The sequence below is a fragment of the Ewingella americana ATCC 33852 genome (assembly GCF_000735345.1).
In the GTDB taxonomy this organism is placed as follows: domain Bacteria; phylum Pseudomonadota; class Gammaproteobacteria; order Enterobacterales; family Enterobacteriaceae; genus Ewingella; species Ewingella americana.
In genome coordinates this window covers 198,385-221,613 of sequence record NZ_JMPJ01000017.1, presented here as the reverse complement: position 1 = coordinate 221,613, position 23,229 = coordinate 198,385, and the positions used below count along the sequence as shown (strand labels likewise).

The window sequence follows — 23,229 nt, the reverse complement described above, 5'->3', positions numbered from 1 at the left end:
CGATTATTTCTTGTCTTTAACTTCTTCGAATTCAGCGTCTACAACGTCGTCATCTTTCTTCGCGCTGTCGTCGCCGCCTTCAGCCTGGCCTTGTTGCTGTGCCATTTCTGCTAACTTGCCAGAAACCTGCACCAGCGCTTGCAGCTTAGCTTCGATATCCGCTTTGTCTTCGCCTTTAGCAGAAACTTCCAGTGCTTTCAGCGCTTCTTCGATGGCGGTTTTATCTTCAGCTGGCAGCTTGTCGCCAGACTCTTCCAGTTGCTTATGCGTACCGTGGATCAGGTGATCCGCTTGGTTACGGGTCTGGACCAGCTCTTCGAACTTACGGTCAGACTCGGCGTTAGCTTCGGCATCGTTCACCATTTTCTGGATTTCTTCTTCGCTCAGACCAGAAGAAGCCTTGATGGTGATTTTCTGCTCGCGACCGGTGTTTTTGTCTTTGGCAGAAACGTGCAAGATACCATCCGCATCCAGGTCGAAGGTAACTTCGATCTGCGCCATACCGCGAGGTGCAGCTTGGATGCCGTCCAGGTTGAACTGACCCAGAGACTTGTTATCGCTAGAACGTTTACGCTCACCCTGCACCACGTGGATGGTTACCGCAGACTGGTTGTCTTCAGCGGTAGAGAACACCTGGCTGTGCTTGGTTGGGATGGTGGTGTTCTTGGTGATCAGTGGAGTCATCACACCGCCCATGGTTTCGATACCCAGAGACAGTGGAGTAACGTCCAGCAACAGAACGTCTTTAACATCACCAGACAACACGCCGCCCTGAACCGCAGCACCGATAGCTACTGCTTCGTCCGGGTTAACGTCTTTACGTGGTTCTTTACCGAAGAAGTCAGCAACTTTCTTCTGAACCATTGGCATACGGGTCTGACCGCCTACCAAGATAACGTCTTGAATGTCAGAAACTGACAGGCCAGCATCTTTCAGAGCAACTTTCAGTGGCTCGATAGAACGGCTTACCAAGTCTTCAACCAAAGATTCCAGTTTTGCACGGGTCACTTTGATGTTCATGTGTTTTGGACCTGTCGCATCAGCAGTGATGTACGGCAGGTTAACGTCTGTCTGTTGTGCAGAAGAAAGTTCGATCTTCGCTTTCTCAGCCGCTTCTTTCAGACGTTGCATAGCCAGCGGGTCGTTACGCAGGTCCATGCCTTGTTCTTTCTTGAACTCTTCAACCAGATAGTTGATCAGACGGCTATCGAAGTCTTCACCACCGAGGTGGGTATCACCGTTGGTTGCCAGAACTTCGAAGGTTTTCTCGCCATCAACTTCATCGATTTCGATGATAGAGATATCGAAGGTACCACCACCCAAGTCGTATACCGCGATAGTGCGGTTGCCAACTTCACGATCCAGACCGTATGCCAGAGCAGCAGCGGTTGGTTCGTTGATGATACGTTTTACTTCCAGACCTGCGATACGACCGGCGTCTTTGGTTGCCTGACGCTGAGCATCGTTAAAGTAAGCAGGTACAGTGATAACCGCTTCAGTAACTGGTTCGCCCAGATAATCTTCAGCCGTTTTCTTCATTTTCTTCAACACTTCAGCAGAAATCTGCGGAGGTGCGATTTTCTGGCCTTTAACGTCGATCCATGCGTCGCCGTTGTCTGCGCCAACGATCTGGTAAGGCATGATGCCTTTGTCACGCTGTACTTCTTCGTCCTGGAAGCGACGGCCAATCAGGCGCTTGATCGCAAACAGGGTGTTTTGCGGGTTAGTGACAGCCTGACGCTTAGCTGGTGAGCCCACCAGAGTTTCGCCATCTGCTGCATAAGCGATGATGGAAGGAGTGGTGCGATCACCCTCTGCGTTCTCCAGCACACGTGCAGTTGTGCCATCCATAATAGCCACACAAGAGTTGGTGGTACCCAGGTCGATCCCAATAATTTTACCCATCTAAAACGTCTCCACTAAAAATTCATATTCGGTCAGGTTGTTACTGTATATGTGGACGAATTGTGTAATTTCAACTGCCCAATATTGCCTTTTACCGGCGGTAACAACTGCGGTTGAGAATAAGATGGGGCCATGCGAGCCAGCATCAAGGGGTTCAATGAAAAAAAATCTTCAACTGCGGTTACGCCAGATCAATGTTTGCTCGCTGACACCTCCTTATGATGCCGCGCGCTGGTGACGATATGTGGCCTTTTTGCCCCTTTCACAAGTGAATCTAGCCCGGTTATTTATTCGCGACATTTATAGTCCAGAGGAATTATGCAAAGCAAAATGATGGCCAACCCCTGCCCGTTGGGTCTGATGGGATTTGGCATGACAACTATCTTGTTGAATTTACACAATGCCGGTTTCTTCCCTCTGACGGCGGTTATTGTCAGCATGGGGATTTTCTATGGTGGCCTGATTCAGATATTGGCGGGCGTCATGGAGTTTAAAAAGGGCAATACTTTTGGCACCACGGCCTTCACCTCTTATGGCGCATTCTGGCTGAGCTTGGTAGGCATTCTGATGCTGCCACGCATGGGCCTTGCCGATGCCAGCAGTGAAAGCTTCTTGGGAGCTTATCTTGGCTTGTGGGGCGTTTTCACCCTTTTCATGTTTTTCGGCACCTTGAAAGCAAACCGAGGATTACAGGTGGTTTTTGGCAGCCTGACGGTATTGTTCGCCTTGCTGGCCGTGGGCAATATCACGGGTAACGCAGACGTGCTGCGTTTCGCCGGGTTCGAAGGGATCTTCTGCGGCGCGAGTGCTATCTATTTGGCGATGGCCGAAGTGCTGAACGAGCAGTATGGCAGAACCGTGCTGCCGATTGGCGAGATGCAAAAAGCCTGATTTATTTGCTTTTATAGATTCCAAAAAAACAAAGCCCCGGCATCTTCGCCGGGGCTTTTTACTTTCACACTATCTTGTTCGCTTAACGGCCTGAGGCCGCCGGGCGGGTAAACTCACTCTTCTCATCGCTATTCAAATCACGGGTTAAGTAGAAGCCCATCAGCACGCCCACCACCGCCATCGCGAGAATATAATAGGCCGGAGCCATTGGCGTGACGTGAGTGATAAAGGAGATGAAGATTGGCGTCAGCCCGCCGAAAATGGCGTAGGAGACGTTATAAGAGAAAGAGATGCCGGTGAAACGCACTTCCGCCGGGAAGGCGCGCACCATGACATAAGGCACTGTACCTACCAGACCGACGCTAAAGCCCGCCAGCGCGTACATCACCATCAGCTTAGACGGGTCGGTGGCCACCACGTGGTAGAAGGCCCAAGTACAAACGCCCAAGAACAGACTGCCGAAGATAAACATTTTGCTGGCGCCGATGCGGTCGATTATCCAACCCGCCACGATGCAGCCGAAGGTCAAAGCAATGGTCGCCATGCTGTTAGCCTGCAACGCCTCTGCCGCCGGGATAGCAAACTGCTTTTGCAAATAGGTCGGCGTCATCAGGATCACCACCACCAGACAGGCTGACAGCAGCCAAGTCATCAGCATTGAAATCACGATTTCTTTCTTGTGATTGACCACCACTGACTTCAGCGGCAGCTCTTCCGCCAAGGTTTTCTTGGCTTTCATCTCAAGGAAAATCGGCGTCTCTTGCAGCCAGCGGCGCAGGTACATGGCGATCAGGCCGAAAATCCCGCCGATAAAGAAGGGAATGCGCCAGCCGTAGTCACGCACGGCCTCTGCCGACAAGGTGCTATGCAGCACGGTCGCCACCAGCGAGCCGAGCAAGATACCGACGGTAAGGCCCGCCGTCAGCGTACCGCAGGCAAAACCAATGTGCTTGCGCGGCACGTGTTCAGCGACAAAGACCCAAGCGCCCGGCACTTCCCCGCCAACCGCCGCACCTTGCAACAGGCGCATTAGCAGCAGTAACAGAGGTGCAGCAATGCCAATAGAGGAATAGGTCGGCAGCAGGCCCATCGCCAGCGTAGGTAGCGCCATCAGCAGAATACTGAAACTAAACATTCGCTTACGGCCAATCAGATCGCCAAAGTGCGCCATGATGACGCCACCCAGCGGGCGCGCCAAATAGCCCGCAGCGAAAATCCCGAAGGTTTGCACCTGACGAACCCAGTCAGGCATATCCGCCGGGAAGAACAGATCGCCAATGACTGCGGCAAAGAAAACAAAAATGATGAAGTCGTAGAACTCGAGGGCGCCGCCTAATGCAGCAAGGGACAGTGTCTTGAAATCTTGCCGGTTAAGTCGGCGATTATTAGCCTGTTGCATAAGATACCGTATAGCACAAAGTGGAAGATGTAAAAAAACGAGCCGCTACCTGTAAAGGAATGATTACTATAACGGCAAACGTTTTAGGCACCAGATGGGCTGAATCTTATGTCAGAAATAGTCTAACTTTAGCTTTTTGTATCGCGGCGGGCACTTTTGGGACGAAAAGCTGCTACCACGTCCTCGTGCGTTTCAATATAAGGGCCGTCGAGCAGTTGAATACAGTAAGGCACGCTGGCAAAAATCCCCGAAACAATCACCTTCCCGGCTTCATCCTTCAAGCCTTCCAGTGTTTCCTGAATCGACTTTGGCTGGCCTGGCAGATTCAAAATCAGCGCCTGTTTACGGATAACGCCCACCTGACGCGAGAGAATAGCCGTTGGCACGAAGTGCAGGCTGATTTGACGCATCTGCTCGCCAAAGCCCGGCATCTCTCGGTCGGCAACGGCCAAGGTGGCATCAGGGGTGACGTCGCGACGCGCCGGACCTGTGCCGCCGGTGGTCAGTACCAAATGGCAGCCACATTCATCCACTAACTCGCTAATCGCCTGCTCAATCAGCGGCTGCTCGTCGGGGATCAATCGCTTCTCAACCTTAAAAGGCGTGATCAGCGCTTTTTCCAACCAAGCTTCTAATGCCGGAATGCCTTTATCCTGATAAATGCCGTTTGAAGCGCGGTCCGAAACCGACACCAAACCAATTCGTAAGTTATCCATGCTTTTCTTCTCCCCAAGCATTTGTTCGGCAACCCAGCCGTGAATGGGATAAAGGATAAGTATATCGGTAAGTCGGGGCGAGATTTTTTTCTTCAGACATTAAAAAAGGCGACTCAATGAGTCGCCTTCTGATACTGAGAGCCGTGATTACAGCAGGTCAGCGATCATTTTTTCCAGTTTACCCTGGTCGATAGCAAACTTACGGATACCGTCCGCCAGTTTGTCGATAGCCATTGGGTCTTGGCTGTGATCCCAGTAGAACTGAGCTTCAGTCAATGGCTCTGGACGTGCTTTAGTTTCGCCAGTGTAAGACAGTTTACGCTCCAGCGGACCTTCGCTTTCTGCCAGTTCTTTCAACAGTGCAGGCGCGATAGTCAGACGGTCACAACCAGCCAGCTCGATGATTTCACCGATGTTACGGAAGCTTGCGCCCATAACCACAGTCTCGTAGCCGTGCTGTTTGTAGTATTCGTAGATTTCGGTCACAGAGATAACGCCTGGATCTTCGTGCGGCGCGAACTCTTTTTTGTCGCCGTTAGCTTTGTACCAGTCGAGGATACGGCCAACGAATGGAGAAATCAGGTAAACGCCAGCTTCAGCACAAGCACGAGCTTGAGCGAAGGAGAACAGCAGAGTCAGGTTACAGTTGATGCCTTCTTTTTCCAGACGCTCTGCGGCACGGATACCCTGCCAGGTTGAAGCCAGTTTGATCAGGATACGGTCGTTGCTGATGCCCGCATCGTTATAAAGTTTGATCAGACGATGGGCCTTAGCCACGCTCGCTTCGGTATCATAAGACAGACGCGCATCAACTTCGGTAGAGATACGACCTGGGACCAGTTTCAGGATCTCCAGACCAATGTTTACCGCCAGTTTGTCAGCCGCGTCAGCAACCTGCTGGTCACGATCGCTGCTTTGATCTTTAGCCCATGCAATGGCTTCGTCGATCAATTTACGGTATTCAGGAATTTGTGCAGCGTTGAGGATCAGAGACGGGTTGGTCGTAGCATCTTGCGGCTGGTACAGTTTCATTGCCGCAATATCCCCGGTGTCTGCAACAACTTTAGTCAGTTGGCGTAGGGAAGTCAGTTTATCGGTCATTTGGCATATCTCATCGTTTGTACATTTTCGTTGAGGCATTTTCATGCCTTGCCTTTGCCTGATGATAACATGCAAAAAGCCACGCGCAAGGCAGATATGGCGGTGCGATAGGCATGATAAAAATGGGTTTATCTTCTACAGAATCTTAATTTTTCAGTCAAAATGACAGTGTCCCCACGCGGACAAAAAGGCTATGTTAACCGGCACTCAGCACAAAATGGCTAAAATACAATCACCCATGCAGGGGTCTATCATCACTAAATTGAACAACAAAGGCTTCCAATGAGCGAAATGCTGGATTTTTTCGACAACATTCTTTGGGGCTCAATTCTAATCTACCTACTGCTAGGGACGGGCATCTACTTTAGCCTGCGCACCCGCTTTATCCAGTTCCGCCTGTTTGGCCATATTTTCTCCTCCCATATCCATAAAAACAGTAGCAATCCACGCGGTATTTCCACTTTTCAGGCGCTGTGCATCAGCCTTGCGGCCCGTATCGGCACCGGCAATGTAGCGGGCGTGGCCTTGGCTATCACCGCAGGCGGGCCGGGCGCTATTTTCTGGATGTGGGTCATTGCTCTGATCAGCATGGTGACCGCGCTGTTTGAAAACACGCTGGCGCAGCTGTTTAAGGGGCGAGACTTAAAGGGGAATTATCGCGGCGGCCCGGCAGATTATATGGAGAAGGGTCTTGGCATGCGCTGGATGGGCATCCTGTTTTCCATCATGCTGGTGATCTCTTTTGGTTTGATTTTCAACGCACTACAGGCCAATGCCATTGCTCAGGCGGCCTCTGTCTCCTTTGACAGCAACCCTTATTACGTCGCCGCCGGTCTGGTGGTGCTCACCGCCCTGACTCTGTTCGGCGGGCTAAAACGCTTTTCTAAACTGACCCAGTGGCTGGTGCCGTTCATGGCCGTGGGCTACCTGCTGATGGCTATCTGGGTGATTGGGCATAATGTCGAACGCCTGCCACAGGTGTTTGTTTTAATAGTTAAAAGTGCCTTTGGATTGCAGGAGGTCGCCGCGGGCGCGGTAGGTTTTGCGATTACTCAGGCCCTGACTCAAGGGGTGCAGCGCGGGCTGTTTTCCAACGAGGCGGGTATGGGCTCTTCCCCTAACGCCGCCGCCCTCGCCGCCCCGACGCCAGCCCACCCGGCGGCAGTTGGCTTCTCACAAATGCTCGGCGTGTTCATCGACACCATTGTGATTTGCAGCGCCACGGCGCTGATTATTCTCAGTTCCGGCTTGCTAGACGCCCCGGACCAGCAACTCACGGGCATCGCACTGATTCAGCAAGCCGTCGCGGCCGCTACCGGCAATGCTTTGAGCCATTATCTGGTGTCTGGCTTCGTGTTTATTTTCGCCTTCTCATCTATCTCTGCGAACTATGTTTATGCTGAAAACAATCTGGTATTCCTGCGCAGCGGCGAGAAAGCAAAACTCTATGTTTTCCGCCTGTTAGTCCTTGGCATGGTGGCTTTCGGCTGTCTGGTCAAGCTGCCAACCGTGTGGAAAATGGCTGATATCAGCATGGCGCTGATGACCATCATCAACCTCACGGCCCTGATGCTGCTTTCTAGCATTGCCCTGAAAGTGATTAAGGATTACGAGCGTCAGCGCCGAATGGGCAAAACGCCGGTGTTCAACCCCGACCACTTCCCCGAGTTCCGCGAGCAGCTTACTCCCGACGTATGGCAGAAAACCCCTTCTCAAGCGAAACATTAAGTTTTTCCTATCGCAGAAATTTCTCTTCTGCCCGACCTTCGCGCCATTTTTTTGGCCGGTTTAGGGCAGATTTTTGCTAAAATAGGGCCGAAACCAAGATCTCACGATGAACCGATAGCCGACCAACGGATGCGACTATGCTGACCATTATTTCTCCTGCTAAAACGCTCGACTACGAAAGCCCACTCGCCACAAAACGCTTTACCCAGCCTGAATTACTGGATAAGTCGAGCCAGTTAATCAGCGTGGCGCGTAAGCTGACGCCAGCCCAGATCTCCAGCCTGATGGGCATCAGCGACAAGCTGGCGCTGCTCAACGCGGAACGCTTTAACGACTGGCAGCCTGATTTCAACCCGGACAATGCGCGTCAGGCAATCTTGGCATTTAAAGGTGATGTCTATACCGGTTTGCAGGCGGAAGATTTCAGCGAGAAAGATTTCGACTTCGCCCAAGGCCACCTGCGCATGCTTTCTGGCCTGTATGGCCTGCTGCGCCCGCTGGACTTGATGATGCCTTATCGTCTGGAGATGGGTATCCGCTTGGAGAACCCGCAGGGCGCGAATCTGTACGCTTTCTGGGGTGATTTACTGACCGAGAAACTTAATAAGTTATTGGCTGAGCAGGGCGATAAAGTATTGATTAATCTGGCGTCAGACGAGTATTTCAAAGCCGTTAAACCGGCCAAGCTCGATGGCGAAATCATCAAGCCGGTGTTCCTTGACCAGAAAAATGGCAACTACAAAGTCATCAGTTTCTACGCCAAAAAGGCCCGTGGCCTGATGAGCCGTTTCATCATTAAAGAGCGCCTGAGCAAGGTCAGCCAGCTGCAAGATTTCAATCTGGAAGGTTATGAATATGACCCGGCCCGCTCCGCAGGTAATGAGCTGGTGTTCACCCGCCCGGAGCAATAAGCCGTGCCTGAAGCCATAAAAAAAGCCCTCGCAAGAGGGCTTTTTACTGTCTGAAACTCAGCTAGCCGTTACTTTGGCAGCGCCATCAGGAAACGACGCATTTCGCTGAAATCAGCCGGTAAGTCGTGCGACAGCAGCGGAAGATCCGCGCGCTCCGCCAGCTCTTTCGGCAAATCGATTTCTTGGCTCAGAATCGCTTCCACGCTCTCTTTGAACTTGGCCGGATGCGCAGTGCCGATGAACAGGCCGAATTCGCCCGGTTGCAGCTGATCGCGCAACACGCGGTAGGCAATGGCGGCGTGAGGTTCAGAGATGTAACCAATGTCCGCCAGTTCGCGCATCGCGTCCTCCGTGGTGTCATCGCTCACCGCGCCGAAGCCCAAATCTTTCAGCTTCCAAATTTTACGGCGATACAGTTCTTCTACGCGCGGCCAGTTGTTTGGCTGGCTGACGTCCATCGCGTTCGACAAAGTCGCTACCGTGGTTTTCGGTGCCCATTCGCCATTGGCGAGGAAGCGCGGCACGGTGTCGTTGGCGTTGGTTGCCGCGATAAAGCGTTTGACCGGCAGGCCCAATGATTTCGCCAGCAGGCCAGCCGTCAGGTCACCAAAGTTGCCGCTCGGCACAGAGATAACCAGCTGATTGCGCGCTTCCTGTGGCAATTGCGCCACGGCTTCAAAGTAGTAGCAGATTTGCGCCAGCAAACGGCTGATGTTAATCGAGTTTGCCGAGTTCAGCTTCAGCTCGTGCTTCAGCTCTTCATCATCAAACGCCTGCTTCACCAGTGCCTGACACTGGTCGAAGTCGCCGTCGATCGCCACGGTGTGGATGTTGTCACCCAGCGTACAGAACAACTTTTCCTGCAACGGGCTGATTTTGCCTTTCGGATAGAGGATAACGACGCGCACGTTTTTCATGCCATGGAAGGCGTGAGCCACCGCCGCGCCGGTGTCACCCGACGTTGCAGTCAAAATAGTCACCGGCTGGTCGCCAGAAACCTGAGTCAGCACCTGTGCCATGAAACGGCCGCCGAAGTCTTTGAAGGCCAGAGTTGGGCCGTGGAACAGCTCCAGACAGGCAATATCGTCAGACACTTTGGCAACCGGCGCCGGGAAAGCAAAGGCGCTTTTCACACGCTGGAAAAGCTGGTCTTCTGGAATTTCATCACCGATGAACGCGGACAGAATGCGGCTGCTGCGGGTTACAAAGTCTTGCTCCAGCAGGCCATCGATGTCACTCAGCGCAAACTCAGGCAGTTCGAGAGGGAAGAACAGCCCCTGCTGCTTCCCTAAACCTTGCTTAACGGCCTGAGCAAAGCTGACCTGCTCGTTGTGATCCTTCAGGTTATACAGTTTCATCATTTATCCCAATAGTCTCGCGCCTGCGGTATCCAGACGACAAATATGAACAAAGCCTTCATCATTTTGCAGATAGTGATTCTGCAACCAGTCCGCCATACGTTTGGCGGTTGCGCTGTCATTGCACACGGCAAACAGCGTCGGGCCGGAGCCTGAAATACCACAAGCCAGAGCGCCAATTTCTTCAGCGGCGGTGCGCGCTTCGGCAAAGCCCGGAAGCAGGCGCGTGCGATAAGGCTCGGCAATTACGTCTTTCATTAATTTAGCAGCCAGCGCCGGTTGTTGCGTATGGCAGGCGTGAATGAAGCCAGCGAGGTAGCGACCGTGGCTGATGCAGTCCTGACGGCGGTACTGGGCCGGTAGAATCGCGCGCGCTTCGGCGGTCGACACTTTAATGCCCGGATAAGCCATCACCCACAGCCAATCATCAAAGCTCGGCACGTTTTGGCTGATCACGCCCAACTCTTCCAGCATCAGCTGAATGCCGCCGAGATAGCACGGCGCGACGTTGTCGAAATGCACGCTGCCGGAGATACGCCCTTCCAGCTCGCCCATCAGGGAAAGCATGGTGTTTTCATCCAGCGGCTTGCCGCAGAACTCGTTCATCGCCACCAGCCCGGCAACCACCGAGCAGGCGCTAGAACCTAGCCCAGAGCCAATCGGCATGTTCTTTTCCAGCGTCATGGCGACTGGGATCTCTTTGCCGATTTCCTGACAGAAACGCTGCCAGCACTGGAAGACGATATTGTCTTCCATGCGATCCGGTAACTTGGAGACGAAGCGGCCTTCGCTCTTCAAACTGAATTCTGTCGCTGCCTCTACGCTAACGCAGTCGCCGAGCAGCGTGCCGTCAACCGGAGAAACAGCCGCGCCCAACACGTCAAAACCTACGCTGACATTGCCAATTGAGGCAGGGGCATACACCTTAACCATATTAAACTCCTAACTTCCATGACAGCGTTCGCAAAAGATCGGCAAATACGCCGGCAGCAGTAACGTCATTGCCCGCGCCATAACCGCGTAAGACTAATGGCAGAGGCTGATAATAACGGCTGTAGAACGCCAAGGCATTCTCGCCATTTTTCACTTTATACAGCGGGTCGTTGCCGTCGACGGCCGCGATTTTCACTATGCAGCGGCCTTCTTCGATAGAACCCACGTAGCGTAAAACCTTGCCTTGCGCCGTCGCGTCAGCCACGCGCTGGGCGAAATCGCCGTCCAGCGTTGGCAGTCGGCTGACAAAGTCGGTCACGCTACCTTCAGAGTCGAAGGATAACGGCAGAACGGATTCAACTTCAATGTCAGAGAGTTCCAGTTTGTAACCGGCTTCACGGGCCAGAATCAACAGCTTGCGAGCGACGTCCATGCCCGACAGGTCATCACGCGGGTCTGGCTCGGTATAACCCATATCGCGCGCCTGAAGCGTGGCCTCGGACAGCGACATCCCTTCATCCAACTTGCCGAAAATGTAGGACAGCGAGCCAGAAAGGATGCCGGAGAAGCGCACCAGCTCGTCACCCGCATTGAGCAGGTTTTGCAGGTTTTCAATCACCGGCAGGCCCGCGCCGACGTTGGTGTCGTAGAGGAATTTGCGGCGTGAATGCTCCGCCGCTTTACGCAACTGGTAGTAATAGTTCATCGACGAAGTGTTGGCTTTCTTGTTTGGCGTCACGACGTGGAAGCCGTCGGCTAAGAAGTCCGCATACTGGTCAGCCACTTCTTGGCTGGAGGTACAGTCAACAATCACCGGGTTAAGCAGGTGGTACTCTTTCACCAAACGGATCAGGCGGCCAAGGTTGAACGGCTCTTTCGCCGCGCCCAGCTCGTCACGCCAGTTGTCCAAAGAGATGCCGTGAATGTTGGTCAGCATGGCGCGAGAGTTGGCGATGCCGCACACCCGCAGCTCGATATGCTTGGCTTTAAGCCACGCCTGCTGGCGACGAACCTGCTCGATGAGCGCCCCGCCTACGCCGCCAACGCCAATCAGAAACACTTCGATAACCTGATCGGTGTTGAACAGCATCTGATGGCTCACGCGAACGCCAGTGGTGGCATCGTCATTGTTCACCACGACTGAGATTGAGCGCTCGGAGGAGCCTTGAGCGATAGCCACGATATTGATGTTAGCGCGGGCCAGCGCGGAGAAGAACTTGGCTGAAATGCCGCGCAGCGTGCGCATGCCATCGCCGACGACCGAGATAACCGCCAGCTTCTCCATTACGTCCAGCGGCTCGAGCAGGCCGTCTTTCAGCTCCAGATAGAATTCATCTTCAAGTGCGCGACGCGCGCGCTCCAGCTCGCCTTGAGGCACGCAGAAGCTGATGCTGTATTCAGAGGAGGACTGGGTGATCAGCACCACCGAGATGCCGGTGCGCGACATTACGGCAAACACGCGCGCCGCCATGCCGACCATGCCTTTCATGCCCGGCCCGGAGACATTAATCATCGCCATGTTGTTCAGGTTGGTGATGCCTTTGACCGGCGTGTTGTCGTCAAGGCTTTCGCTGCCAATCAGGGTGCCCGGAGCCTGCGGGTTGGTGGTGTTTTTAATCAAGCAAGGGATTTGGAATTGGGCGATGGGCAGGATGGTGCGAGGGTGAAGAACTTTGGCGCCGAAGTAAGAAAGCTCCATTGCCTCTTGGTAGGACATCGATTTCAGCAAGCGAGCATCGGGCACAGTGCGCGGGTCGCAGGTATAAACGCCATCGACGTCAGTCCAGATTTCGCAACAGTCGGCGCGCAGACAGGCGGCTAAAACGGCGGCTGAGTAGTCGGAGCCGTTACGGCCCAGCACCACCAGCTCGCCGCGGTCGTTACCGGCGGTGAAGCCCGCCATTAACACGATATTGTCAGCAGGAATGCCGCTGGCGGCGATTCGCAGCGTGGATTCGTTGATATCCACGGTGGATTCCAGATAGCTGCCCTGAGCCAGCAATTTTTCCACTGGGTTGATAACGGTTACGCCAAAGCCTTTAGCGACAAACACGGCTTCCATGATGGCGATGGAGAGCTTCTCGCCACGGCAGATGATTGAGGCGTTGACGCTATCAGGGCACTGGCCTAACAGGCTGATGCCGTGCAGCAACTGCTTGAGCTGGCCGAACTCTTGCTCGATGAAAGTTTTCACTTTCGGCAGATCAAAGCCCGGAACCTTCTCAGCAAGACCGGTGATTAATTCGGAGAAAATGCGTTCTGCATCGCTCATGATTGGCTGGATCTCTTGCCCAGCAACCGTTCGCTCAATCATTGCGACGAGGTGGTTGGTAATTTTGGCCGGCGCAGAAAGTACCGTGGCAACCTGTCCCTGACGTGCATTGCTTTCCATGATGTCCGCGACGCGCAAGAAGCGTTCCGCGTTTGCTACTGAAGTCCCGCCAAATTTCAACACTCGCATTTCTGGTACTCTCCTGAAGCTCATTCGTAGATGACGATTCGTTAAAAAAGTCGCTAAAAAAAAAGCCCGCACTGTTTAGGTGCGGGCTTTTTTCTGTTTTTCCTGTACGCGTCAGCCCGCCCCGTAACCTGTGGTTTCGGTGGTGGTAATAATTGTTGTGTTCAGGCTGATCATTCGCATTTTTATTTTCTGTCTGTCTGTTTATATGTTGTGTTTTTTACTCTGTCTGCCCCTATTAGCTAAAGCATCAGGCACCACAAGTCAATTTTTTTCTGATTTTGCGCCAAGCGTCACAATGAAATCCAAACAGATTATTCTCTGCTTAAACGGCCTAAATCAGTGAAAAAGCGAGGTCATGAGACCCAGACCCGAGCATTTCCCCATACAAACCACGCTGCGCCTCAGATCACTTTGTCAGTTTTTTTTCGATGTCATGCAGCAAAGTGTGCAACATTGCAGCATCTCTTTGCTGGAAAAGTCCTACACGTTGCTGCACCCAATCCGTCAATTTTTGGTCTTCGCTGGCTTCTACCGCATCCAATAAACGGTTAATTCTTGAGCGCAACGCACACAGTTGTCCGGCATCGGGTTTGGCCACTACAGGTGCTGAAATTTGGTTTAGCGCCGACAGCTGATAGCAGAACACCATCACGGCTTGCCCAAGATTCAGCGAAGGGTAATCCGCCACCATCGGCACGCCGGTGAGGATATCAGCCAAGTCCAGCTCTTCATTGGTCAACCCGGAATCTTCCCGCCCAAAGACCAGCGCGGCGTTGTTTATCCACTCGCGCTTCTCCTCTAACTGCCCGAGAAGCTCCACTGGCGTGCTGTAGTAGTGGAAACGGGCGCGGCTGCGCGCGGTGGTCGCCACGGTGAAATCGATATCGGCCAGCGCCGCCTCGAGAGTGTCGAAATGTTGCGCGTTATGCAGAATTTCATTGGACGCGTGCGCCACCCATCCCGCCTCGGGTTGCAGGTGAGCCTGACTGTCGACAATGCGCAATGACGCGAACCCCATGGTTTTCATTGCTCGTGCCGCAGCGCCGACATTTTCAGGCCGCGCCGGGGAAACCAAAATAATATGAAGTTGCATCAGTCCTCTGAATCTTCGAATTAGAAATATCTGCGGTGGATCTTAAGTGAGCTTTTAATTGAGTAAAAGTGACTTCTCAAATTGCACAATTTTTCACATAAACTTAACAGTCAAATATCCACCGAAAACTAAATTGGATAAAACCTGCGGTTAGCCAGAAAATAGAAATGAACCTTCTCTACATGAGTTATAAAGTAAAATAAACCTTATGAATCATATTGATATTTCGAGCGGATCGAATCAATTCTATCAATATTAAGCATTGAAATTATAACTTGCTGAATCGTGACCAATTTTGGGCAAAATGTGACTTAACCGTGCATTCCTATAAGTGTTTTTCACTAAAGTGTTACCGTGCTACAATTGAATTTGATATATGTCAACAAAGCGTAGTTTTGTTGAGTGGAAATATCGGCACTCGCTGTTATATTGCTGTTAATAGGGTTAGGATAAGCGCCATTACAGCACCCAAGTAGCAAGTCACAAAGTGGCTTCACGGTAGAGCTGGCGACAACGATGGTGTTGGTGTAAAGCGCATCAGAAACGCATTTACGTACTTTAGTCATGTAACGAGTGAGATAGCGCATCCGCTGTCAAAATTCATCGGAATAACAAGGACTTCTGTACTCCTATTTTCAATTTGTTGGCAATCTTAGGTAGCAAACATGCAGACTCCTCATATCCTGATCGTCGAAGACGAGTTAGTGACCCGTAATACGCTAAAGAGCATTTTTGAAGCAGAAGGCTACATGGTGCATGAAGCCAATGATGGTGCAGAAATGCACAACATCTTGTCTGAACATGACATCAATCTGGTCATCATGGATATCAACCTGCCGGGTAAAAATGGCTTGCTGTTGGCCCGTGAACTGCGTGAACAAGCAAGCGTTGCCTTGATGTTCCTGACCGGCCGCGACAATGAAGTCGACAAAATTCTTGGTTTGGAAATTGGTGCTGATGATTACATCACTAAACCTTTCAATCCGCGTGAGCTGACCATCCGCGCACGTAACCTGCTCTCCCGCACCATGAATCTGAGCACCACTGGCGAAGAACGCCGTCTGGTAGAAAGCTACAAATTCAACGGTTGGGAACTGGATATCAATAGCCGTTCGCTGGTAAGCCCTGCGGGCGAGCAGTACAAGTTGCCGCGCAGTGAATTCCGCGCAATGCTGCATTTCTGTGAGAATCCGGGCAAGATCCAAACCCGTGGCGACTTGCTGAAGAAAATGACCGGCCGTGAGCTTAAGCCTCATGACCGTACCGTTGACGTGACTATCCGTCGCATTCGTAAACACTTCGAAGCTACGCCAGATACCCCAGAAATCATCGCCACCATTCATGGTGAAGGCTATCGTTTCTGCGGTGACTTAGAAGACTAAGCAGCAGGTTGCCAACCCTGCGGTAAGGCGTCGTCAATGAAAAAGGCCAGCATATGCTGGCCTTTGCTTTTGGTATCAATCCAAGGCTGTTAGCGAGCACCCCAAGGAATGATTGGCACCGCGCTGAGGGCGTTTTTCGGCGAACCGTCGACCACTTTGTCGGAATAGCTCAGGTAGATAAGCGCGTTACGAGTGGCATCATAGAAGCGCACCACTTGCAGCTTTTTGAACACCAGCGAGGTGCGTTTCTGGAACACCACCGTGCCCTTATCCTTGCCCTGCTTAATCTTATCGCTCAGTTCGATTGGCCCCACCTGCTGGCAAGAGATAGCCGCGTCAGAGGTGTCTTCAGCCAATCCTAAGCCGCCTTTTATCCCGCCAGTTTTTGCCCGACTGATATAACAGGTTACATTTTTAATATCAGGATCATCAAAGGCTTCAACCACAATTTTGTGGTCTGGCCCTAAGAATTTGAACACGGTATCTACCGATCCCACCTGCTCCGCCTGTGCCGAATTCAAACAAATAAAGAACAGTCCAAAAACAAAAATACAACATTTTTTCATTAGGTTACTCCGCAGCACGCTGCTGATGGTGATATCGAGCAAAGACGATATTAATGAATGCCCTTGCTCACAATTTGTAGTAGGAATATTCGGTTAGAGAAGCAAAAAGCACGTTTAGCTAAAAAATTCTTAAGAAGTCTTAAGCAGAAAAAGTTGCTATTATGCGGCGTCATCATTCTGTGCATTTATCTTAGTTCAACGAGGACGATCTATGGATCAAGCAGGAATCATTCGTGATCTTCTCAGCTGGTTAGAAACCCATTTAGACCAGCCGTTATCACTCGACAACGTAGCAGCAAAAGCCGGATATTCGAAATGGCACCTGCAACGTATGTTTAAGGATGTCACGAGTAACGCAATTGGTGCTTACATTCGTGCTCGTCGCCTGTCAAAAGCTGCCGTCGCGCTGCGCCTGACTGGCCGACCAATCTTGGATATTGCCCTGCAATACCGTTTTGATTCTCAGCAGACGTTTACTCGCGCCTTCAAAAAACAGTTCGCACAGACGCCCGCGCTATACCGTCGTTCAGAAGATTGGCACTCCTTCGGGATCTGCCCGCCGATTCGCCTTGGCGCATTCATTTTGCCACAGCCAGAGTTCGTCTCGCTGCCGGAGCAAAATCTGATCGGCATTACGCAGAGCTACTCCTGTACGCTGGAACAGATCACCACTTACCGTAATGAGATGCGCCTGCATTTCTGGCGTCAGTACATTGGTGAAGCCAAAACCTTGCCGCCGGTACTCTACGGTTTGCACCACTCTCGCCCAAGTCAGGAAAAAGATGACGAGCAGGAAGTGTTGTACACCACGGCTATCGAACCGAAGCATCTGCCAGAGAATGTGGAAGGTCAGCCGATTGTGGTGCAGGAAGGTGAGTACGCGATGTTCCACTACAAAGGTTCACCAGAACTGCTTCAGGAGTTCATCCTGACGCTGTACGGAACCTGCCTGCCGTCGCTGAAAATGACGCGCAGAAAGGGACAAGACATTGAGCGATTCTATACCAAACATAAAGTGCCGAGCGCTACGCCGCCGACCGAAATAGAATGCGATTATCTTATCCCTATTCGCCGTTAATTCTGCTGTAAAGCTGCCGCGTTTAACGTTGCAGCTCATCTAATGCGGGCTGATCCAGATGCGAAATATCGCCCGCAGTCTCCACAATCCAGCCAGATGCCAGCCACGCACTTTCCTGATGATCCACGCGCGAAATTGAACAGTTGCGCAGGCGCAGGCGGCGCTCGGCATAAGGCTTAAGCCCTAAAATCGTGCTGATAAGGCAACCCAGCGCGATGCCGTGGCTCACCAGCAGCGGCTTACTGCCCGCCGGTAAATCAAGGCAGCTATCGAGTGCTGAACGCATGCGCTCGGCCAGCTCAATCATGCTCTCGCCCTGTGGAATGCGGCCATCCGGCGTGCCGTCGACCATCTGCTTACGCCACGTTTCTTCGTCCGCACTCAGGCCATCAAGATTACGCGTTTCCAGCACGCCCATGTGCAGCTCGCGCAGGCGCGGCTCCTCGGTGACAGCGCAACCACAGGCATCAGCAATGATTTGCGCCGTGGCGCGAGTGCGCCCAAGGTCGCTGGTGATGACGTGCGTGATGCCTTCGCGGCGCACGCGCTCGGCCACCTGCTGTGCCTGGAAGATGCCCTTTTGGGTTAACGGGCTGTCTGATTGTCCCTGAATCTTGCGTGCTGCATTCCATTCGGTTTCGCCATGACGGACGAGATATACCTGTAACATGAGTGTTTTCCGTTATACTGCGTGAAATTTGCTAAAGGATGCTAAAACTCTATGTACCACGTTGTCGCTGCAACCACTAACCCGGCAAAAATTAAAGCTATTGCTCTGGCATTTGAGGACATTTTTGGCACTGACTCGTTCCGTATCGAAGGCGTCGATGTCGACAGCGGCGTGTCTAACCAACCTATTGGCAGCAGCGAAACCCGTACTGGTGCCCGACACCGCGTCATCAGCGCACGACAAGTGCGTCCCGAAGCGGATTTTTGGGTTGGCATTGAAGCCGGAATTGAAGACAACATGACCTTCGCCTGGATGGTCATCGAAAACATGCATCAACGCGGCGAATCCCGTTCAGCCAGCCTGATGCTGCCTGAAATTATATTACAAGAGATCAACCAAGGCAGTGAATTGGGCGATGAAATGGAAAAATTGACGGGAATTGCCGAAGTTAAACGCAAAGGCGGGGCGATTGGCATTTTTACCGCCGGTAAACTGACCCGTACCAGCGTGTATCATCAGGCGCTGGTATTGGCGCTAGCGCCCTTCCACAACGCGGTGTATCAAGTCAGAGTGCAAACGCACTGACGCCTGCGTCAGACGTCTTTACTGACTTCGTCAGGACCTAATAATTGCGTGCCGAGCCAAGCTTTCAGCGTGGCCGGTGCGTTCTTCAAACCGTTAGACCCTCGGGTGATCGTTGCAATCCCTGCCCCCAATTGATTCTTCAACTCTCGCTGGCTGAGTTCGCCACGCATCAACTCCTGAACAATTCTGACACGTGTGCCTAAGGCAGCCCTTTCATCAGGCGTCAGTAGCAATTGCAGCAGTTCGTGGTGGAGATTTTCAGCGAAAGATTGCTGTAACAGCGCCATAAAGCACTGCCAGTCCTCATTGCCTTGTTGGGAAAGAGCGGGATCGTTTACCGGAGTTTGGGTCATGTCATGGCTGCCATACTATTAAACTAGTACGGCAGCATAACATAGCTGTTAAAAATCAGTAACGCCTCTGCCATTCGGCATCGGTCAAAACTTTTGCCGGCTGATGCAAAAAGTAGCGATAAAACGCGTCGTACGCCAACACATTTTTAACATATCGCCGAGTTTCGGAGAAAGGGATACTTTCGATAAAGGCCACGGCGTCGATTTGGCCCGCGCTGTTGCCCAACCACGTATTCACGCGCGATGGGCCGGCGTTATAGGCGGCACTGGACAGAATACGGTTGCGGCCAAACTGCTGATAAACATATTCCAGATAGTTGGTGCCAATCAGGATATTGGTCTGCGGGTCGAACAGCTGGCTTGGGCTGGTATAGCCCGGCAGGTTAAACATCTGCACCGTGTGCTGCGCCGTGGCAGGCATCACCTGCATCAGGCCAGAAGCGCCAACCGGCGAGCGAGCCTCTGGGTTCCACGCACTTTCCTGACGCGCAATGGCCATCGCGTAGCTCTGTGTAATGCCTTTATCGTCCGTCGCCTGCTTAAATTCAGGCGCCCACGCCAGTGGGAAGCGCTCCTCGAGGTAATCCCACAGCTTACCGGCAATGGTCGCCTGCACGCTGAGATCGGCCCAGTTGCGCTCGAAGGCGTAACGCGCCAGCGCCGACTGCTGATCTTTGCTGCGGCTCAGCACCAAATAGGTCCATTCGGTGCGCGCCAGATTGTCCATGTGCCAGTACATCAGCTCACGCACGCGGGCGATTTCAGGCAGCGAGGCAAAGCTGGCGTCAGGCTTGGTGGCGACTGACACCTGCATCGGGTAAGGCACGCCAAGCTTTTGCGCAGCGGCCATTGGGTAGAAGCCACGACCCTGCATCAGCGTGCGCAGAATGGTCTCACCCTGCTGGCGTTTACCTTGGTCAATCAGCACCGAGGCTTCCCAGTAGCGCCATTCATCTTCCTGTTGCGCATCCGCAGGCAGGCGATCCATCCACTGACTCAGCCCTTGGCGGTCCCCGGCGGCCAGCGCCATGCGAATTCGGCGCTCCACCAGCGAGGTCGAATGGCTGCGCAGGATAACGCTATCGCGCCATTTGGCCTGCTCAGGCGTCGCGGTGCTGCCCATCAGCTGCCACGCCACGGCCTCTTCTAGCTCGAGGCGGTCGCTGTCGCTCATCTTCTGCAAGCGAGCCAAGATTGGCAGCATCGAGCGGGCGTTTTCCACATCTTCACGGGCAATACGGGTGAAGGCGATCGCCACGGCATTGCGGGTGAAGTCGGTCGGGCCGACGCTGCGGGCGAAGCTTTCAATGCTGTTCGGATCGCTTTGCAACTTCAGCAAGGCGTCACGCATGGTCTGGTAGTCGTCAGGCAGCTGCTTGGCGAGGAAATTCACCAGATTGCTGTTGCCCTGCTTCATCGCCAAACCAATGCGTTGCAGGGTGACCAGCGCCGTCTGATTGCCCCCCTGCTGCCACACGCTAAACAGCTTGTCGCAGGCGTTCGGCAGCGAGGTGCCGGTCAGCCAGATGTCTTTCGCGGCGTTCAGCGCGGTTTTCTGATCGCCGGTCGACCATTTGGCGTAATAGTAGTTACAGCGCGCGGCCACCGGCTTTGGCGGCTGCGGGCTGAAGGTCAGCAAACCGGTCCAGTCTTGACGATTGGCCAACTCATTGACGAAGCGTGAAGGCAGAGAACGCGCCGGAGGCAAAGTAGGATGAGATTGCACGAAGCTGCTGATCTGCTGCGGCGTCGCCAGACTCAAGTCTTGCGTCAGCTGACGGTATTCCAGATAAGGATAAAGCGGATAATCCTTCAGGGTCGGCATCAGCTGATTAACCACGTCCATCTGGTTATTGTCCCAAGCCTGCTTGATTTGCATATAACGCTGGCGCTGACCGTCTAAAGAGTCCGCTTTGGCGACTCCAGAAACGGCGACCAACAACATGCCTGCTGCCAAAAGATACCCTTTGTCCACCTTGACCATACTTGCCTTTATCCTCGCTGGTTGTATTGCTGACTGCCAAACAGGGTGCAGCCTTCGTCGCTCATCAATGACGAATCCGGGCCGCAATGCGTAGACAACGCCTACGCTAATGCATTCATTTTTAAAATTGAAGTCATGCGTTCACAGCATCACAAACTTTACACAGTGTGGTGCAAGCGGCGCGCAGATACCAGACGACAGCAGGCCGATTTCTCTGCCGCGCGATCATTTTTCATCTTTAAAGGAGATTATTGGCGTCCTGTGAGGTTCGATGGTTGGGAAGCGTAGCGAAACAGGCTAAACTTCGCAGTCGGAACACTTATCAGTCATGCCGTTTACGGCGGGGCTGACTTTAATCCGCCGCAGCGCCTGCTTGTTGCAGACAGCGCGCGGCTCGCATAGAAAGAGGCTCAAAACAACGTGGCTCAATACGTATACTCAATGCATCGCCTCGGCAAAGTGGTTCCGCCGAAGCGTCACATTCTTAAAAACATCTCCCTGAGTTTCTTCCCGGGCGCCAAAATCGGCGTATTGGGTCTTAACGGTTCTGGTAAATCCACCTTACTGCGCATCATGGCCGGTATTGATACCGACATCGAAGGCGAAGCTCGCCCGCAGCCAGACCTGAAAATCGGCTACCTGCCTCAGGAGCCGCAGCTCAACATGGAGCACACCGTCCGCGAGTCGGTGGAAGAAGCCGTTGCAGAAGTGGTTGGCGCATTAAAACGTCTAGATGAAGTCTATGCCCTCTACGCTGACCCGGATGCAGATTTCGACAAACTGGCTGCCGAGCAGGGCAAGCTGGAAGAGATCATTCAGGCGCACGACGGCCACAACCTGAACACTCAGCTGGAGCGCGCGGCTGATGCCCTGCGTCTGCCAGACTGGGATGCCAAAGTCGCTAACCTCTCCGGTGGTGAGCGCCGCCGCGTGGCGCTGTGTCGCCTGCTGCTTGAAAAGCCAGAGATGCTGCTGCTCGATGAACCCACCAACCACTTGGACGCCGAGTCCGTTGCTTGGCTGGAACGCTTCCTGCACGACTTCGAAGGTACCGTTGTGGCGATCACCCACGACCGTTACTTCCTCGACAACGTTGCCGGTTGGATTCTGGAGCTTGACCGTGGTGAAGGTATTCCATGGGAAGGCAACTACTCCACTTGGCTGGAGCAGAAAGATGAACGTCTGGCGCAGGAAGCTTCTTCTGAAGCGGCGCGTCGTAAATCTATCGAGAAAGAGCTGGAGTGGGTGCGTCAGGGCGCGAAAGGCCGCCAGTCTAAGGGCAAAGCCCGTCTGGCACGCTTCGAAGAGCTGAACAGCACTGAATACCAGAAACGTAACGAAACCAACGAATTGTTCATTCCAGCTGGCCCACGCTTAGGCGACAAAGTGGTCGAAGTGAAGAACCTGAGCAAATCCTACGGTGACCGCGTTCTGATTGACGACCTCTCCTTCTCCGTACCAAAAGGCGCGATCGTCGGTATTATCGGTCCAAACGGCGCGGGTAAATCTACCCTGTTCCGCATGATGTCTGGTCAAGAGCAACCAAACGGCGGCACCATTGAACTGGGCGACACAGTGAAACTGGCCTCTGTCGATCAGTTCCGTGACTCGATGGACAACAGCAAAACCGTGTGGGAAGAAGTGTCTGGCGGTCAGGACATCATGCGCATCGGCAACACCGAAATGCCAAGCCGCGCCTATGTGGGCCGCTTCAACTTCAAAGGTGTTGATCAGGGCAAACGCGTTGGCGAGCTGTCCGGTGGTGAGCGTGGTCGTCTGCACTTGGCGAAACTGCTGCAAGTCGGCGGCAACATGCTGCTGCTCGATGAGCCAACCAACGACCTCGACATCGAAACCCTGCGCGCACTGGAAAACGCCCTGTTGGAATTCCCAGGCTGCGCCATGGTCATTTCCCACGACCGTTGGTTCCTCGACCGTATCGCGACGCACATCCTTGATTATCAGGATGAAGGCAAAGTTGAATTCTTCGAAGGTAACTTCACCGAATACGAAGAGTACAAAAAACGCACTCTGGGTGCCGATGCACTGGAACCTAAGCGTATTAAATACAAGAAGATGATCAAATAAGTCTCGATCGTTTACTTGATGAAAGGC

20 protein-coding genes and 1 other annotated feature are annotated in these 23,229 nt (G+C 53.0%); of the genes, 7 read left to right on the top strand and 13 right to left on the bottom strand.

Annotation, left to right across the window (positions count from 1 at the left end):
- Positions 1-3: 3 nt before the first annotated feature.
- Positions 4-1,905: a molecular chaperone DnaK gene (gene dnaK / locus GEAM_RS01080; protein ID WP_034787042.1), complete on the bottom strand. Its 1,902-nt coding sequence runs from the start codon at positions 1,903-1,905 to the stop codon at positions 4-6.
- 318 nt (positions 1,906-2,223) lie between these two features.
- Here dnaK and satP point away from each other — a divergent pair, with 318 nt between their 5' ends.
- The gene (gene satP / locus GEAM_RS01075) at positions 2,224-2,796 is read left to right on the top strand and encodes an acetate uptake transporter (RefSeq protein WP_034787038.1); all 573 of its coding nucleotides are present in this window, start codon (positions 2,224-2,226) and stop codon (positions 2,794-2,796) included.
- Between the two features lie 82 nt (positions 2,797-2,878).
- Here the strand turns inward: satP and GEAM_RS01070 are convergent, their stop codons facing one another.
- The 3 genes from GEAM_RS01070 to tal form a co-directional block, all read right to left on the bottom strand.
- Positions 2,879-4,195: an MFS transporter gene (locus GEAM_RS01070; RefSeq protein ID WP_034787035.1), complete on the bottom strand. Its 1,317-nt coding sequence runs from the start codon at positions 4,193-4,195 to the stop codon at positions 2,879-2,881.
- A gap of 128 nt (positions 4,196-4,323) precedes the next feature.
- A complete protein-coding gene (mog, locus tag GEAM_RS01065) occupies positions 4,324-4,911 on the bottom strand; it encodes a molybdopterin adenylyltransferase (protein ID WP_034787032.1) in 588 nt (195 codons plus the stop codon).
- A gap of 147 nt (positions 4,912-5,058) precedes the next feature.
- Positions 5,059-6,012: a transaldolase gene (gene tal / locus GEAM_RS01060; RefSeq protein WP_034787030.1), complete on the bottom strand. Its 954-nt coding sequence runs from the start codon at positions 6,010-6,012 to the stop codon at positions 5,059-5,061.
- A 282-nt stretch (positions 6,013-6,294) separates the two neighbouring features.
- On the opposite strand from tal, the gene GEAM_RS01055 reads away from it, so the two are divergent.
- Positions 6,295-7,740 (top strand): alanine/glycine:cation symporter family protein, encoded by a 1,446-nt coding sequence (locus GEAM_RS01055; protein WP_034787028.1) that lies wholly within the window; start codon positions 6,295-6,297, stop codon positions 7,738-7,740.
- 137 nt (positions 7,741-7,877) lie between these two features.
- Positions 7,878-8,651: a peroxide stress protein YaaA gene (gene yaaA, locus GEAM_RS01050; protein ID WP_034787019.1), complete on the top strand. Its 774-nt coding sequence runs from the start codon at positions 7,878-7,880 to the stop codon at positions 8,649-8,651.
- Positions 8,652-8,719: 68 nt separating this feature from the next.
- Here the strand turns inward: yaaA and thrC are convergent, their stop codons facing one another.
- The 5 genes from thrC to GEAM_RS01030 form a co-directional block, all read right to left on the bottom strand.
- The gene (gene thrC, locus GEAM_RS01045) at positions 8,720-10,009 is read right to left on the bottom strand and encodes a threonine synthase (protein WP_034787312.1); all 1,290 of its coding nucleotides are present in this window, start codon (positions 10,007-10,009) and stop codon (positions 8,720-8,722) included.
- Positions 10,010-10,012: 3 nt separating this feature from the next.
- Positions 10,013-10,942: a homoserine kinase gene (thrB, locus tag GEAM_RS01040; RefSeq protein ID WP_034787017.1), complete on the bottom strand. Its 930-nt coding sequence runs from the start codon at positions 10,940-10,942 to the stop codon at positions 10,013-10,015.
- Position 10,943: 1 nt separating this feature from the next.
- On the bottom strand, positions 10,944-13,403 hold the full coding sequence (gene thrA, locus GEAM_RS01035; protein ID WP_034787012.1) for a bifunctional aspartate kinase/homoserine dehydrogenase I: 2,460 nt from the start codon (positions 13,401-13,403) through the stop codon (positions 10,944-10,946).
- Between the two features lie 55 nt (positions 13,404-13,458).
- Positions 13,459-13,576 (bottom strand) — a sequence feature (Thr leader region).
- A complete protein-coding gene (gene thrL / locus GEAM_RS22480; protein WP_229333726.1) occupies positions 13,515-13,577 on the bottom strand; it encodes a thr operon leader peptide in 63 nt (20 codons plus the stop codon). Its footprint overlaps the feature before it by 62 nt.
- Positions 13,578-13,809: 232 nt before the next feature.
- Positions 13,810-14,496 carry a tRNA/rRNA methyltransferase gene (locus GEAM_RS01030; RefSeq protein ID WP_034787010.1) on the bottom strand — a complete coding sequence of 229 codons (687 nt, stop codon included), beginning with the start codon at positions 14,494-14,496 and terminating at the stop codon, positions 13,810-13,812.
- 665 nt (positions 14,497-15,161) lie between these two features.
- On the opposite strand from GEAM_RS01030, the gene arcA reads away from it, so the two are divergent.
- Positions 15,162-15,878, top strand: a complete 717-nt coding sequence (gene arcA / locus GEAM_RS01025; RefSeq protein ID WP_034787008.1) for a two-component system response regulator ArcA — start codon at positions 15,162-15,164, stop codon at positions 15,876-15,878.
- Positions 15,879-15,967: 89 nt separating this feature from the next.
- Here arcA and creA read toward each other — a convergent pair whose 3' ends face one another.
- Entirely contained in the window at positions 15,968-16,444 is a 477-nt protein-coding gene (gene creA, locus GEAM_RS01020) for a protein CreA (RefSeq protein ID WP_034787005.1), read from the bottom strand.
- A gap of 211 nt (positions 16,445-16,655) precedes the next feature.
- On the opposite strand from creA, the gene robA reads away from it, so the two are divergent.
- Positions 16,656-17,522: an MDR efflux pump AcrAB transcriptional activator RobA gene (gene robA, locus GEAM_RS01015; RefSeq protein ID WP_034787003.1), complete on the top strand. Its 867-nt coding sequence runs from the start codon at positions 16,656-16,658 to the stop codon at positions 17,520-17,522.
- Between the two features lie 22 nt (positions 17,523-17,544).
- On the opposite strand, the gene gpmB is transcribed toward robA, so the two are convergent.
- A complete protein-coding gene (gene gpmB / locus GEAM_RS01010; protein ID WP_034787000.1) occupies positions 17,545-18,192 on the bottom strand; it encodes a 2,3-diphosphoglycerate-dependent phosphoglycerate mutase GpmB in 648 nt (215 codons plus the stop codon).
- 51 nt (positions 18,193-18,243) lie between these two features.
- On the opposite strand from gpmB, the gene yjjX reads away from it, so the two are divergent.
- Positions 18,244-18,777 carry an inosine/xanthosine triphosphatase gene (yjjX, locus tag GEAM_RS01005; protein WP_034786997.1) on the top strand — a complete coding sequence of 178 codons (534 nt, stop codon included), beginning with the start codon at positions 18,244-18,246 and terminating at the stop codon, positions 18,775-18,777.
- Between the two features lie 8 nt (positions 18,778-18,785).
- On the opposite strand, the gene trpR is transcribed toward yjjX, so the two are convergent.
- Positions 18,786-19,130, bottom strand: coding sequence for a trp operon repressor (gene trpR, locus GEAM_RS01000; protein WP_034786996.1), 345 nt, complete (start codon positions 19,128-19,130; stop codon positions 18,786-18,788).
- A 55-nt stretch (positions 19,131-19,185) separates the two neighbouring features.
- Positions 19,186-21,114 (bottom strand): murein transglycosylase, encoded by a 1,929-nt coding sequence (gene sltY, locus GEAM_RS00995; protein ID WP_034786993.1) that lies wholly within the window; start codon positions 21,112-21,114, stop codon positions 19,186-19,188.
- Between the two features lie 420 nt (positions 21,115-21,534).
- Between sltY and ettA the strand changes: the two genes are divergently transcribed.
- Positions 21,535-23,202, top strand: coding sequence for an energy-dependent translational throttle protein EttA (gene ettA / locus GEAM_RS00990; protein ID WP_072009841.1), 1,668 nt, complete (start codon positions 21,535-21,537; stop codon positions 23,200-23,202).
- Positions 23,203-23,229 lie beyond the last annotated feature (27 nt).